Origin of the sequence: Candidatus Soleaferrea massiliensis AP7 (assembly GCF_000820765.1) — a bacterium.
GTDB classification, from domain to species: domain Bacteria; phylum Bacillota; class Clostridia; order Oscillospirales; family Ruminococcaceae; genus Soleaferrea; species Soleaferrea massiliensis.
The window spans coordinates 22077-37356 of record NZ_CCYH01000018.1; the positions used below are offsets into that span (position 1 = coordinate 22077).

The 15280-nt window shown below is 53.7% G+C and carries 9 protein-coding genes; 6 read left to right on the forward strand and 3 right to left on the reverse strand.

Features of this window, described 5'->3' with window-relative positions; genetic code table 11:
- Positions 1 to 261 precede the first annotated feature (261 nt).
- Positions 262 to 1719 (reverse strand): GntR family transcriptional regulator, encoded by a 1458-nt coding sequence (locus BN348_RS03750; protein ID WP_040196324.1) that lies wholly within the window; start codon positions 1717 to 1719, stop codon positions 262 to 264.
- 259 nt (positions 1720 to 1978) lie between these two features.
- Here BN348_RS03750 and BN348_RS03760 point away from each other — a divergent pair, with 259 nt between their 5' ends.
- From BN348_RS03760 to BN348_RS03775, 4 genes are read left to right on the forward strand one after another with little or no spacing between them, the layout of a single operon-like run.
- Positions 1979 to 3679 carry a two-component system response regulator gene (locus tag BN348_RS03760; protein WP_040196327.1) on the forward strand — a complete coding sequence of 567 codons (1701 nt, stop codon included), beginning with the start codon at positions 1979 to 1981 and terminating at the stop codon, positions 3677 to 3679.
- A gap of 3 nt (positions 3680 to 3682) precedes the next feature.
- A complete protein-coding gene (locus tag BN348_RS03765) occupies positions 3683 to 4054 on the forward strand; it encodes an Hpt domain-containing protein (protein WP_040196328.1) in 372 nt (123 codons plus the stop codon).
- Positions 4051 to 8682: a hybrid sensor histidine kinase/response regulator gene (locus BN348_RS03770; protein WP_242844299.1), complete on the forward strand. Its 4632-nt coding sequence runs from the start codon at positions 4051 to 4053 to the stop codon at positions 8680 to 8682. The genes BN348_RS03765 and BN348_RS03770 overlap by 4 nt, the downstream gene beginning before the upstream one ends.
- Positions 8683 to 8724: 42 nt before the next feature.
- A complete protein-coding gene (locus BN348_RS03775) occupies positions 8725 to 10431 on the forward strand; it encodes an ATP-binding protein (protein ID WP_040196329.1) in 1707 nt (568 codons plus the stop codon).
- 611 nt (positions 10432 to 11042) lie between these two features.
- Here BN348_RS03775 and BN348_RS13505 read toward each other — a convergent pair.
- Positions 11043 to 11669, reverse strand: a complete 627-nt coding sequence (locus BN348_RS13505; RefSeq protein WP_082020772.1) for a cyclophilin-like fold protein — start codon at positions 11667 to 11669, stop codon at positions 11043 to 11045.
- A 300-nt stretch (positions 11670 to 11969) separates the two neighbouring features.
- Between BN348_RS13505 and BN348_RS03785 the strand changes: the two genes are divergently transcribed.
- Together BN348_RS03785 and BN348_RS03790 are read left to right on the forward strand one after the other, a co-directional pair.
- Complete coding sequence (locus BN348_RS03785; RefSeq protein ID WP_040196330.1) at positions 11970 to 12860, forward strand: LysR family transcriptional regulator; 891 nt, start codon at positions 11970 to 11972, stop codon at positions 12858 to 12860.
- A 182-nt stretch (positions 12861 to 13042) separates the two neighbouring features.
- Positions 13043 to 13834: a class I SAM-dependent methyltransferase gene (locus tag BN348_RS03790; protein ID WP_040196331.1), complete on the forward strand. Its 792-nt coding sequence runs from the start codon at positions 13043 to 13045 to the stop codon at positions 13832 to 13834.
- A 216-nt stretch (positions 13835 to 14050) separates the two neighbouring features.
- On the opposite strand, the gene BN348_RS03795 is transcribed toward BN348_RS03790, so the two are convergent.
- Entirely contained in the window at positions 14051 to 15217 is a 1167-nt protein-coding gene (locus tag BN348_RS03795; protein ID WP_040196332.1) for an iron-containing alcohol dehydrogenase, read from the reverse strand.
- Positions 15218 to 15280 lie beyond the last annotated feature (63 nt).

The following is a 15280-nucleotide window of genomic DNA, read 5'->3' on the forward strand; positions in this document are numbered from 1 at the left end:
TACAGATAAAATAGGTAAGAGTAATCGATATGTAAACAAACCAGTATAAATTGCAGAAAAAAGCTTTATTAAGATATAAAGAAGGCACTTGGAGATTTTTACGCCAAGTGCCTTCTATTTTTCTGTCTCACATGAAAAAATTACCGGATGCCAAACCGCGGCGAAAAAAATATAATGTATATGAACAGCAAACCATATAGCCATATGTATGATTATGGATGACTCCCTGAATGTGGATGAAGTCCTATGCAATGATGCTGTCTATTGGTCTGTGTCTGGAAGAACAAGACCGGCGGCTTCTTCTATTCCCAGTTTCACGAGCTGGCCTGCGGCAAAATTGACTTCGCGGTGCAGCAGCGCTTCCAGCTTTGAGGAAAGGCCGGCGGCATCGCCGCGTTCCAGGCAATCCATAAAGGAATGGAAATAAGGCAGAAACAAGGCGTTGAGCGTTTCCCGGTCTTCGCGCATACTCCGCAGAGGATACCCCCATAGAAGCTGCTGAAACAGCGCCGTGTATACCGTTCGAATCGTATCATAAGGCGCATACTGGGCGATTATGCCCAGTATGCCATAAGCTGCAAGCTCATACCGCTGTGTGCGCTGCAGAGTATGAAGGCGTTCCTTACACAACTCTATGGCTTCGGCATTCACCGAAGCAATTGTGAGCTCGGTAACCTCTTTGCAGGAAAGAGCCAGAAGCTGCAGGCTCTGCGCATGCTCCAGCATGCGGTTCCGGACGGTCTGCTGTGTGAAATCGCAGTTATCCGCAATTTCACACAGCGGCAGTACCTGAGTGCCCGCTCCGTTGACGGATTTCGTCACACCAATACCGTTTAAGACCGAAAACGCCCTGCGCACCGTGCTGACAGAAACCTGCTTGTCCTGCGCCAGCTTGTTCACGGAGGGCAGATAAGAACCCGCGGGATACTCGCCGCGGCTGATGCTGACCAGCAGCTCCATACCGAGGGAATAGCGGATTTGAGAGGCCTTTTTGTAGCCGCTCCAGGCAAAGCGGATCTGGGGTACCGACAGCGGTTGGCCGCTGTGTCTGTTGTAGAGCTGCTGTAACGTATGGGAAAGATGTTCCTGAAACGCATCCACATCCGCTCGGAGCTGCGTCCACATCTGTTCCCGGCATAAATCGATCATATGAAGGAAAGGATGATAACCCTGTGTCTCGAGATTCTTTAAATTTTCCGGAACGCTTAAAAACGGCGCCTGGTAAAACATAAAAACCTGGCAGACAAGACGCATGAGCAGATCGTTGTTTAAAGAACCGTAGATGTACTGGAGAAGCTGAATCATGAGATGCGGCGGAAGAACCTCTTTCTGCATGAAAAGCCGCTCCATTTTGTTCAGCAGCTCCGGTGTGGCGTTTCGAAATCCTAGCCACTGTGCCTGGCTGAACAGCGGCCGCATCGAACAGCTCAGATCGATGAGTGCGTCCTTATGGCGGGAGAAGAAGCCCTGAATATGCAGCCTGATGTTCTGCTCGCTGTACTGTACCTTAACCTTGACGCCGACCTTTTGGGACATGGTGATGTAGCTTTCCTTTTGCAGGCGCTGGTAAGCCGCGCGGATGGTTTTGATCGAGACGTGGAAAAGCCGGCTTTCTTCCTCAATGGTGGGCAGCCGCTCCCCAAAGCGGTAAATCCCGAATTGTATCTGCGTCTTTAGAATATCATAGATCACGTGCTGTAATTCCATGTTCTGTTCCACTGTTGATCCTCCCGGCGGGTTATGTTCGGGGTGAGATGGTTCTGCTGATGACAGTATAGCATCTTTTCCGGCCAAATGCTATGTTTTTGAAAGAAGCATGTCGGAAAGGTTGCTTTTATCGTCAGATTTTGATATAATTTTATAAAAATATAACCATGTGAACAAGGTGACCAGCTGCTTGTTCGCTGTGTTTATGAACAGCAAAATGACCGGGATGCTATGAAGCGGCAGCTCGGAAGCATATGGAAGGTGTGAAGCGATGATCTCAAAGAAAAAGATACTGGTTGTGGAGGACCAGGAAATCAACCGATGTCTCCTGTGTCAGATCCTGGCGGATACGTATGAGGTACTGGAAGCGGAGAACGGCCGGCAGGCGCTGGACGTGCTGAAGCGGTATGGGGAGGAAATCTCCCTGATTCTGCTGGACATCGTCATGCCGGTCATGGACGGTTACACCTTCCTGTCCATGATGAAGGCCGATCCGGCCTGCAGCGCTGTCCCGGTTATCGTGACCACGCAGAAGGATGCGGAAGCGGACGAAGTAGCGGCTCTCTCCCACGGCGCAACGGATTTTGTGACCAAGCCCTATAGGCCGCAGGTCATCCTGCACCGGGTCGCCAGCATCATCAACCTGCGGGAATCCGCCGCTATGGTCAACCTGCTCAAATATGACCAGCTGACGGGGCTTTACAGCAAAGCATTTTTCTATGAGCGCGCAAAGGAAATCCTGCGGCAGAATCCCGGTAAGGAGTATGACCTCATCTGCTCCGATGTCGAAAACTTCAAGCTGATCAACGACGTTTTCGGCATTGAGGCCGGGGATAAGCTTTTGAAGGGAATCGCGGACCTGTATATCGGGCTTCTGGGGGAAGGAGGCGTCTGCGGGCGCCTGAATGCGGACCGGTTTGCCTGTATTGTGAAACACGAACAGGAATATACCGATGAGATGTTTACAGATATCCTCGAACAGGTCAACACCCTGTCTAACGCAAAAAACGTTGCGATAAAGTGGGGAATCTATAGGGTGAAGGATACCGCCGCATCGGTAGAACAGATGTATGACAGGGCGCTTCTGGCAGCCCAGAGCATCAAAGGGCAGTATGGAAAATATTTTGCCGTTTATGACGATGCGCTGCGCAGCCAGATGCTGCGCAGGCAGAAGATCACGGACAGTATGGAATCGGCTTTGGAAAAAGAACAGTTCAAGATATACCTGCAGCCCAAATACAGGATTTCAGACGGCGTGCTGGCGGGAGCGGAGGCGCTGGTACGCTGGGACCATCCGCAATGGGGGATGCAGTCGCCGGCGGAGTTCATTCCTCTGTTTGAGAAAAACGGGTTTATCTCAAAGCTGGACCGGTATGTCTGGGACAAGGCATGCGGAATCATGCGGGATTGGGATGAAAGGGGATATCTGCCGCTTCCCGTATCTGTCAATGTCTCCCGGGCAGATATCTATCATGCGGACCTCGCGGACTTTTTAGCTGGCATCGTGCGGAAGCACAGCCTTTCTCCCCAACGTCTCCATTTAGAGATCACCGAAAGCGCCTATACGGAAGACCCGCAGCAGATCATCGATACGGTCGGGCGCCTGCGGAAGCTGGGCTTTATCGTCGAAATGGACGACTTCGGAAGCGGATATTCCTCGCTCAATATGCTCAGCCGGATGCCGGTGGATATTCTGAAGCTGGACATGAAATTCCTCCAGAGCGAGATAGAAATCTCGGCCGATGAGGGAATTCTGCAGTTTATTATGAGCCTGGCCCGCTGGATGAAGCTCGACGTTGTGGCGGAAGGCGTGGAGACAAAGAAACAGCTGGAACGCCTGCGTGACATCGGCTGCGACTGTGTGCAGGGATATTATTTCGCAAGGCCCATGCCGGTAAAGGAGTTTGAGATGCTGTTGAAACATCCGCCTGCGGCTGTGAAGCCTGGCGGCATTTTGGGGGAGGAGGCCTGAGAAGTGCAGGGATTTAAAGAGCTCTTCGAGGCATACGGCGCGGACTATCAGGCAACCATGAACCGCTTTATGGGGAATGAAGCGATGTATATGAGACTGCTGGACATGCTGTTTCGGGATACGGGCCTTTCTGCGCTGGGCGCCGCACTCGAGGCAAACGACCTGTCCGCGGCCTTTGAGGCCGCCCATGCGCTGAAGGGCGTTGTGGGCAATATGGGACTGACCCCGCTGTACAACGCGGTCAATGCCATAGTGGAGCCGCTTCGTGCCGGAGAGCGGCACGAAGATTATCCGTCACTGTACCAGGCTATTCAAATAGAGTTCCAGAAAGCGGACAGGCTGAGGGAAGGCTTGAAGGGAGGCGATCGGGCGTGACAGAACAAGATTTTTTGTCCATCAGCCAGATGACTGTGATGCTGGACAACGCGCCGGTCGCCATCTTTGTCAGCGCGGCCAGCGACCAGAAGCTGCTCTATACCAACCCTCTGGCAAGAAAGCTGTTCCCGGAGTCTGACCGGCCGGGCGCCGTCTGCTACAGGATTGCGGGCTTTTCCGAACCCTGCCCGTTCTGCCGTGCCGGGAAGATGAGCAAAGATGAGTTTAAGGTCCGGGAATTTCGTCATCCCGGCAACCAGCGCGTTTACCAGCTCAGCGGAAAGTTCATTGACTGGGCCGGACAGCCCGCTCACATCGAATACATTTTGGATATCACCGACAGAAAGCGGGACGAAGAGCGGCATAAAAAAATCGAGGAGGAACTGAACACCACCCTTGGCAGCATTCCCTGCGGGCTGTGTGTCTATCGGTTCGAAAATGGAAAGATTCTTCCGATCTTCCACAATCCGGCGTTTTATGAGATCACCGGGTACTCCTCAGAGCATATCCACAGCGTGGAGCAGGAAACGGATTTTCTGGGCGTCCATCCGGACGACTTGACTCTGTTGAAACAAAAAATTGAAACGGTTATCCGGGACGGCGGCCTGATGCAGGACACCTACCGGCTGTACAACGATAAAAGGGAGGAGTACCGCTGGATCAATCTGGTGGGCTCAGTCAGAACCGGTGAGGGCGGTGAAAAGCTGCTTTACGGCGTGTACAGCGACGTCAGCGAGCAGAAGCGTCTGGAACAGGAGCTGACCGACGCCGGCGAGAAGCTGGAGGATGTCATCAACGCCATTCCGGGCGGCGTTGCAATCTACCGAATTTCGGATATCTTTGAAACGGTGTACTTTTCCGACGGTGTTCCGGAGCTGTCCGGCTATACAGTGGAAGAATACAAAGAGTTGGCCAAGCAGGACGCGGCTCAGCTGATCTATCCGGAGGATACCGCGATGGTGGCTGAGCAGGTTCAAAGGGCAATCAAAACCCAAACGGTGGCGGATTTCGAGTTCCGGAAGCAGCACCGGGATGGGCATGTCGTCTGGGTCCGCGTCCAGGCGAAGCAGATCGGGGAGGATCGCGGCTGCCCCCTATTCCATTGTGTGTTTCACGATGTCTCCGCGCTCAGGGAAGCCCAGATGGAGATGAATCATCTTGTCAATTCGATTCCCGGAGGCATCGCGAGCTACAAAATAGAAGGGGACCGCGGTATCCCGATCTTTTATTCCAACGGGGTTCCGGCCCTGACAGGCCGTACCCGTGAGGAATACGAGGAGAATATCCGCCGGGGCATCACAGACTATATCTATGAGCCGGACAGGGAGCGAATCGCGAAGGTGGGCCGGGAGGCGTTGAAAAGCGGCAAGGTCCTGGATGTTTCCTACCGGGTTCACCGCAAGGACGGCACCCTGGGCTGGATTCACCTCAATGGCCGGCGTATGGGCCCCTTGTCCGAATCCATGCGCTTCTACGCCGTCCTTTCCGGTATGTCTGAGCAGAGCCGCATGTACCAGAGTATCGCCAATGAAACGGCGGACGGCATCTATGTGATCGATAAAGAGAACTATGAGCTGCTGTATGCCAACGAATCCAAAAACCTTTTTATGGATGGGAAACCCTGTACAGGGCAGAAATGCTATGAAGCGCTTCATGGCAGAACCTCTCCCTGTGAATTCTGTACGCTGAAAAAATACGGTCCGGACGGAAAGGACCATGAGTTTGAGATAGAAGGGACGGGCAGGTTTTATACCGCCCGTTTCAGGGAGACGGATTGGAATGGAATTCCGTCATATATCCAATACATCCGGGACGTCACCGGCGAGGTCAACACCCGCCATGAGAAGGAACGCCTGGAGATGTACTTCAAAACCATCGTGGAAGCGCTCCCCGGCGGAATTTCCGTGATCCGCATCGAGTCCGACGGCAGCACAAAGATGGAGTATATATCCGGCGGCGTCGCCGCCATGACCCATATGACGATGGAAGAGGTGGAAGCCCTCTACGCGGACGACATCTGCGGCGGCGTCCATCCGGATGATGTACAGGGAATTCAAAAAGGTCTGGCTGAGTATCTGGAAAGAGGCGAAGGACACTGCGAGCTGACCGGCCGCATGCGTCTGGGCGACGGCGGCTATATCTGGGTGAAAAGCGTGGTGTCGATGCTGTGCACGGAGGACGGTGTGTGCAGACTCTATTCCGTGTATACCGATATCAGCAAAACCGTTGCGGAAAACGAGCAGCTGCGGCGCCAGTATGAAAGCATGCTCCTGCAGCATTACCGTACGCCCGGGCCGGATACCCTGATTGTGGGCCACTGCAACATCACACAGAACAGGATTCTGGAGATCAAGGATTACACGGATTCCAGGCTCCTGGAGACACTGGGCAGGGACCGGGAGAAATTCTTCACCGGGATTGCCGGCCTTGTCGTGGATGAAGCGGAGCGGCAGGCGTTTCTGGACACCTATCTGAACGCCCCGGCGCTTGCCGCGTTTGCAAGGAAGGACACCGAGCAGATTCTGAAATGTCTGATCAGGCTGCCAAAGAGTGGCCGCGAATGCTATGTCCAGTTCAAGGTGAATCTCGTGGAAACGCCGGACACCGGCGATATTACCGGGATTCTGACCGTAACGGACATCACCGAACAGACCATTTCCGAACGGATTCTGCACGAGCTTTCCGCCAGCAGCCACGACTATATCGTGGATTTAAATCTGAAGGAGGATTTCTTCCGGGTTCTGAGCAGCAGTGATGACGCGTATCTGGTTCCGGAAAGCCAGGGCTGTTATTCCAAAAGGCTGGCCAGAATGGTTCAATCGGCTGTTGTACCAAGAGACAGGGAGCGGTATGAACAGGCGTTGTCGCGGGAAGGGATCTGCAGGCAGCTGAACGAAAAGAACTCCTATACCATTTCCTATTCGGCCATAGGTGAAAACGGCGATATCCGGACCAAAAACATGACGGTTTTCGCCGCGGACCTGAGGCTGGGCCGGGTCTGCCTGGCCTGCACCGACATCACCGACTCTGTGCGGGAGCAGCAGGGCCTGCTCAATATGATCGCCTATACCTTTGATCTGGCAGGGTTTATCCATACCGGCAGCGGGCGCTTTACCATGTATACCCGGCAGATGGTGCTGGAAAATCTGCCGCCCTATCAGACGCAGGATTATGACCAGGCGACACAGCAGTTTGTCGGCTGTTACGGTACACAGGAAGATACGGAAGGTGTGAAGCATCAATTCCTTCTGGAAACCATCCTGCAGCGGCTGGCTGAAAAGCCGGCCGGCTATGACTTCGTCTTTCCTTACCATGCGAAGGACGGCAGCCTGTTGTACAAGCAGGTCAATGTGCTGTGGGGCGACCAGAACCACGGGACGGTCTGCATTGTGCGGGCGGACGTGACCGATATGCTGGCGGCGGAACGGTCTGCGAAAAAGGCGCTGGAGGAGGCGCTGACCGCCGCTGAACAGGCAAGCCGGGCCAAGAGCGAGTTTTTGACATCCATGTCCCACGATATCCGCACGCCGATGAACGCCATCATGGGGATGACGACGCTGGCGCTGGCCTATCTGGACGACCGGGAGCGGGTGGAAAACTGCCTGAAGAAGATATCTGCGGCAAACAAGCATCTCTTGAGCCTCATCAACGACGTGCTGGACATGAGCCGGATCGAACGGTCCAAAATTGTCATGAGCCAGCGTCCGCTCTCACTTCCCGATCTCATCGTACAGCTTTCCGCGATCATAGAGCCACAGGCAAAGGCTGCGGGACTGCGGTTTGAGATGCGGGAAAAAGACATTGTACATGAATATTTCTATGGGGATTCCCTGCGCATCAACCAGATCCTCATCAACCTGCTCTCCAACGCGGTCAAGTTCACGCCGGAAGGCGGCCGTGTGGCGTTTCAGGTGGAAGAGGTTGCGCCAGTTGAGAAAACAGGGCATGTCCGTTACCGGTTTACCATATGCGATACAGGAATCGGGATGTCAGAAGAATTCCTGAATCATATCTTCGAACCGTTTGCCCGCGAGGACACGATTCTTCGTATTGAGGGAACGGGACTGGGACTGAGCATCACCAAGGGACTCGTGGAGCTGATGCAGGGAGACATCTCTGTGGAGAGCCGGATAAACGAGGGCTCCACGTTCCAGATCGAATTGGAGTTCGAACAGGTGGAGCATGTCGAAAGCGTCTGTGAAAAGGGAGCCTTAAATGCCGGTTTCTCGAAGGATAAACCATTTGCCGGATATACCTTCCTGATTGCGGAGGACCATCCGATCAATGCGGAGCTTCTCAGCGCGCTGCTGGCAATGAGCGGCGCCGAATCGGTCGTCAAAACGGACGGCGTCCAGGCCCTCCAGGCCATTGAGACGGCGCCGCCGGGAACCTATGACGCTGTGCTGATGGATATCCAGATGCCGAACATGACAGGCTATGAGGCCACCCGCGCCATCCGTGAGCTGGACCGGCCCGATGCCAGAACCATCCCGATTGTGGCGATGACGGCCAACGCCTTTGCCGAGGATGTTCAGGCCTGCCTGGACGCCGGGATGGACGCGCATGTGGCCAAGCCCATCGATGTGGATGTCCTGCGGATCACCCTGGGCCGCGTGCTGGGGCTGTAAATGCCAGGGCAAAGAGAATACTGGAAGGTGGAAACGCGATCCATGAAGATCAAACATTGGCTGCAGAAGAGTATCCCGGTACTGCTGACCGTTTTATTCTGCATGTTCAGCATCCTATCCCTGACGACCATCATCCGTATGCAGGGAAACGCGCGGGTCGTCAACTACACCGGCATTGTCCGCGGGGCGACGCAGCGGCTGATCAAGCAGGAGATGAAGGGGTCTTCCAATGATAAGCTGATCGGTTATCTGGATGAAATCCTTATGGAGCTTTCCACCGGAGAAGGGGAGAATGGGCTGACAGCTCTTGAGGATACACAGTATCAGGAGCTGGTTGCCCAGATGCATCAGTCCTGGAAGGAACTGAAGGATGAAATTACAAGGGTGCGCCGCGGGGTGGACGACCAGCTGCTTTTCGAACTCAGCGAGTCCTATTTCGATCTTGCGAACCGTACCGTATCGGCCGCCGAACAATATTCTGAAACGAGTGTCAATCGCGCAAAAAACACACTGATCTGTCTGTGCATCGGTTTCGCCGTCATTGTTGTGCTCTTTTGGATCTACAGCCGCCGGCAGAAGAAGGTGCAGGCGGCGCTGGATATGGCCCGGCACGCAAGCGAAGCGAAAAGTGAATTCCTTTCCCGCATGTCCCATGAGATTCGAACCCCTCTCAATGGCATTATCGGGATGACTGAAATCGCCCAGATGTATCCGGATGACCGCGGCAGGGTGGACGGCTGCCTGCAGAAGATCGGGATGTCGTCGAAGTATCTGCTGGCTTTGATCAATGATATTCTGGATATGTCCCGGATTGAAAGCGGTAAGATCGAACTGGAATATCGTGTGTTTCATCTGAAGGATATGCTTGAGCAGATATACGGTATGTTTCAGCAAAAGGCGGAAGACAGCGGCGTGGATCTCCAGGTAACATGCGGCGGTCTTGCGTCGTATACCGTGATTGGAGACGACACAAGGCTCAGCCAGGTCCTCGTCAATATCGTATCCAACGCGTTGAAGTTTACGCCGCCGGGCGGACGGGTGACGCTGGAGGTTTCTCAAAGGGAAGCAAATGATCACGAGCTTTCACTGGAATTCCTTGTCACGGATACCGGCGTCGGCATCAGCGAGGAGTTCCAATCCCGCATCTTTGAACCCTTCGAGCAGGAGACGGACCGGCAGTATGGCGGCACGGGACTTGGCCTTGCGATCAGCAGCAGCTTTGTGAAGATGATGGGCGGCGAAATCTCCGTAAACAGCAGGCCGGGCGAAGGCTCGCGGTTTACGGTGCGCATTAGGCTGCGGCGTCCCGCGCAGGACGCAGATTTACAGGATACCCCGCAGAAAGAAGCAAAGGGGAACATGTATGATCTTGCACCGGCCCGGGTGCTGCTGGCTGAAGACAATGACATCAACGCGGAGATTGTGACGGTCATCTTAGAGGAAAACGGCGCGCATGTAAAGCGGGCGTGCAACGGCAAAGAGGCAGCGGAACTGTTCGCAGCCAGCCCGGAAGGCTACACGCTGATTCTGATGGACATCCAGATGCCGGTTATGGGCGGTCTGGAGGCAAGTCAGATGATTCGTAAAATGAATGCTTTACAGGCAAAGACAGTTCCGATTATCGGGCTGTCGGCCAATGCGTTCAGCGAGGATATCGACAAGGCGATGCGCAGCGGCATGAACGGGTACCTCTCCAAACCGGTGGATATGGAGAAGCTCCTTGAAACCGTCCGCCGGTTTCATTCATAAACGGAAACAAGGATGGATAGAACGGTGTTTAACATGGGAAAGTCTGTCTGAAACCATAAAACAGGTGCCCGAAAGCATTGCTTTCGGGCAGCCTGTTTTTATATGGTTCTTTACCGTCTCCAAGCGGACAAGAACGCAGCGGTAAAGGACAAACATGGGATATAATCATTTATTAAAAGGGTGAACGCAAAAATACAGGGACAAGACCGCGTGCGTGTCATCAGTTTATTTACATGGATTCAAAAAAGTCTCCAGAGCATCTGTTTCACGGGTCTTCCACCGGATTGATCAGCCAACCCTCCTGTTAAACCTGGAAGTCAATGGCTCTGTGCCGGTTTTCTCGGAATATCTTCTGCGGAGAATCACTCAGTAAGCAATTTTCTGGCAGAGAACGATCCGCCGCCAGGAAAAATATCCGTTCAGAGCTGTTTTCCAGTACCATGCAGCAGCCGGGATGGCGCTGTGCTCTCCTTTTTGTTGACTGCCGCGGCAGTCCTCCGGGGGCGACTGGAAATCCACATGGCGCCCGTATGGAAAGCCCGTTTTCTCCGGCGTCCTGTTTCAATATCCGTCAGTGGGGGGAGATGGTATTCCATTGTTTCGTCTCCGTTTCAGCTGATCTGTTCCACCGTGACTTCAAAGCCGGCTCCCATGGAGGCAAGCTCTTCCAGACCGGATTCTACACGGCCCATATAAATAATGCCATCCGCATAGGATGCTTCTTGGTAATAGAACACCAGATTGCCCCAGGGACCATAGCAGGCCACATTGCCTCGTGCGGGGTCATAGCCGTCCGGCGCGTCCTGTACAGACAAATCATGAGGAAAATAAGCGATTTTTTCTGACCCGGCGTAGTCGTCGAAAGTTACGGTGGCCGGAAGCTGAGAGAGAAGGCTCTGCGTCGTGGGATTATCCTCCAGCACAGCGATCGTCTCACCGCCCTCATAGAGAAGCCGGATGCGGATCTCGCCGTCTGATGTGCCGGCATCCGCTGTATTCTGCGATTCCGGCTCTTCATTTTGCGAGGAAGGGGGCGCTGATTCTCTGCTTTCCTCGACTGAGGAAGAGGATGTCGTTTCGCTGCTCTCCACAGCCGCAAACGAAGCTGTGTCATCATGGCTTCCCGTAGCCACAGAAGAGGATGCATTCTGAGCAGCTCCTTTTGGAACGCAGCCTGCCAGCATGATCAGCATGCAGAGGGAACATACAGCCGCCAGAATGCCTTTCAAATGTTTCATGGGGATTCCTCCTGACATCAAATTTTTATGAGTGGTTTGTAGTTTCCCATTTCAAGGGTCTGTGCCAGACCGGATGTTTCAGTCCGTGCCGCCGCAGACCGCGGCGAAAAAGGACAGGGTGAGCAGTGTTATCATCAAAATGACGATGTATGTTTCTTTCATCGAGAATACCTCCCGGTTGTGTCTTGATATTATTGTAATACCCGCCAATACAAATAGCAAATACTTATAATGGATAGATTGATATGCTTGACAAGTATGATTCTGTGTGCTACACTGGAAAAACAAGGGGGTGTGTTCATGGAACTGCGGGTTCTGCAATACTTTCTTGCAGTGGCGAGAGAACAGACCATTTCGGGGGCGGCAGAGTCCCTGCACCTCACACAGCCGACGCTTTCCAGGCAGCTGAAGGATTTGGAGGACGAGCTGGGCAAACAGCTCATGATCCGGGGCAGTCGCAAAATATCCCTGACGGAAGAGGGGATGCTGCTGCGGAAAAGGGCGGAGGAGATCGTTGAGCTGGTGAACAAGACGGAAAGAGAGATCGCGCTTGACAGTGAGATCGTCGCCGGAGACGTTTCGATCGGAGCGGGCGAAACGGATGCAATCCGCGTCATTGTCAGGGCCGCGAAGACGCTGCAGCGGAAATACCCGGACATCCGTTACCATATCACCAGCGGCGACGGCATGGACATCACAGAAAAGCTTGATAAGGGGCTTTTGGATTTCGGCATTTTTCTGGAGCCGGTCGATATCTCCAAATACGATTATCTGCGGCTGCCGATGAAGGATACGTGGGGCGTTTTGATGCGCAGGGATGCGCCGCTCGCACAAAAGGAATCCATCAGGCCGCAGGATTTATGGGACAAGCCGCTGATCATTTCACGGCAGACGACGGGCGGCAGCCCGCTGGAAAAATGGATGAAGCTGGAGCGGGATCAATGGAACATCACGGCCACCTACAATCTCGTCTACAACGGTTCCCGCATGGTGGACGAAGGGATGGGATATGCGTTGACCCTTGACAAGCTCATCAACACGACGGGGGACAGCAATCTTTGTTTCCGGCCGCTGTATCCCGGGCTGGAGATCGGAATGGACCTCGTGTGGAAAAAGTATCGGTTCTTCTCGAAGGCCGCGGAAAAATTCCTGCAGCACCTGCGGCGGCAGCTGGACGCTGAACCGGTGTGAGCCGGCAGGATCAGCGAATCCCAAGCAGTTCGATGATGCGGCAGGCTGGGACTCCATATGGAATCCTTATTTTCAGGCTGCAGATCATACAAAATAGAGGAAAACGCCACGGTTTATGCGGGAGAGGTATCCCCGCAGACGGACTGTGAAGATATTTTTAATGAGTAGGGAGGATATGCAGTATGGAAACAAATCCATATCTGATTGAACTTTACAGCCATTATGACGAGGATGGCCGTCTTGCATCCAGGCATGGCTCGGTTGAGTTCCTCACCACGATGCGTTACATTGAGAAGTACATCAAACCCGGCGACCATGTGCTGGAAATCGGCGCCGGAACCGGACGATATTCCCATGCGCTGGCTCGTCAGGGATATGCCGTTGACGCGGTGGAGCTGGTCGAGCACAATATCGAGGTTTTCCGTCAAAATACGCAGCCGGGTGAAACGATCACCGTCACGCAGGGCAACGCGATGGACCTGTCCGCATTTCCGGACAATCAGTACGACATCACGCTGCTGTTGGGCCCGCTGTACCATCTTTACAGCGAAGAGGATAAACGGCAGGCCCTGCGCGAAGCGATTCGTGTGACGAAGCAGGGAGGCGTGATTTTTGCCGCGTACGTCATATCCGACGGCTGTCTTCTGGACGAAGGGTTCCACCGCGGCGACATCAATGTTCCGGAATATATTGAAAAGGGCTTGCTTGACCCGGCAACGTTTGCCGCCAAATCCGAGCCGAAGGATCTGTTCGAGCTTGTCCGCAAGGAGGATATTGACCGTCTGATGTCCGTGTTTCCCGTAACGCGGCTGCACTATGTCGCGGCGGACGGCTGCGCTCTCTTCATGCGTGAAGCGGTGGACGCGATGGACCAGGATGAATTTGCATGGTATTTGAAATATCACTTTGCCACCTGTGAGCGTGAGGATTTACTGGGCGTGACGAGCCATGCGGTCGACATATTCAGAAAATAAGCGGCCTGCACGGTCCGCCTTTGTAACATAGGGCCTTTGAGATAAAGAAATAAAATGGAGCGGGAGATGGTCTTCCGACTCTGCGCGGCAGGAGAATGCAGTTATATTTTGTGGCATGAAAATTTCCTTAACATCTGGAACAGCCATCGAGCAGATATTGTTATCTGTCCGATGGCTGTTTGTTTTATGGAATGGTTTATTTGCATCCGCTGATCATTACATACTTTCTCTGAGAATCTGTACGATCTCATCCTGCGACGGCACTTTGTAGCCGCCGTCCATGATGATGGAGCCTTTGGCGATCCCGTCCAGCATATCCTCGGTAACGCCCAGGCCGCTGAGATGCATCTCAAGGCCCAGCTCTTTCATATACGCTTCCATGCGGCCAAGGCCTTCCCTGGCGATGTTTTCATCGGTTTTGCCGTCCGGGCTGACATCCCAGACATTGACGGCATACCGCACGAATTTATGAAGGCCATAGGGCATGATATGCCGGTAATATGCCATCGAGACGGCGGATAAGGTCATGCCGTGGGTGGCGTCGGTGTATGCGCCGACCGACTGACCGATCATATGCACCATCCAGTCGGTGGTCTTGCCCTTGGCAATCAGGGTGTTCAGCGCCCAGGTGGCAATCCACATGATGTTGCTGCGGGCCTCATAATTTTCAGGATCCTTCACCGCGATGCGGGAGCTGTGTATCAGCGATTTCAGCAGGCCTTCCGCGATGTAGTCGCTGGTATTGTCGTCGGAACCGGAAAAATACTGCTCCAGGATGTGGGACATGATGTCGAAGAAGCCGGCGGTCATCTGGTACTTCGGCAGGGTATAGGTGAAGATGGGGTTGAGGATCGAGAATTTCGGAAAGACATTGTCGCCGAACACATGGCCGATTTTCTGCTTCGTTTTATGATTGGTGATGACGGCGCCGCCGTTCATCTCCGAGCCGGTGCCGACCATGGTCAGCACGCAGCCGACCGGAATGATTCTGTTGCTGACATCCTCCATGCGCAGGTAATATTTATCCCACGGATCCTCGTCGCAGTACGCGGAGACGGAAACCGCCTTCGCATAGTCGCAGACGGAACCGCCGCCGACGGCCAGAATCAGGTCAACCTGACCTTCCCTTGCGCGTTTGCAACCCTCGTAGAGCTTATCGACGGTGGGATTCGGCATGACCCCCGCGTCTTCGATGATCACTTTGCCGCTCCTCTTCAGGACAGCGGCGACCTTGTCGTAAATGCCGTTCTTCTTGATGGAGCCTCCGCCGTATACCAGCATCACGTTTTTTCCATAGCGGGAAAGCTCCTCACCCAGATATTGCAGGGCGTTCTGGCCGAAATAGAGTTTGGTGGGATTTGAATAACTGAAATTTCCTAACATATTCGTTTGTTCCTCCTGTTCATGTATCCGGTATGTGCGTTCGTTTTTGCCGATGTTACTGAA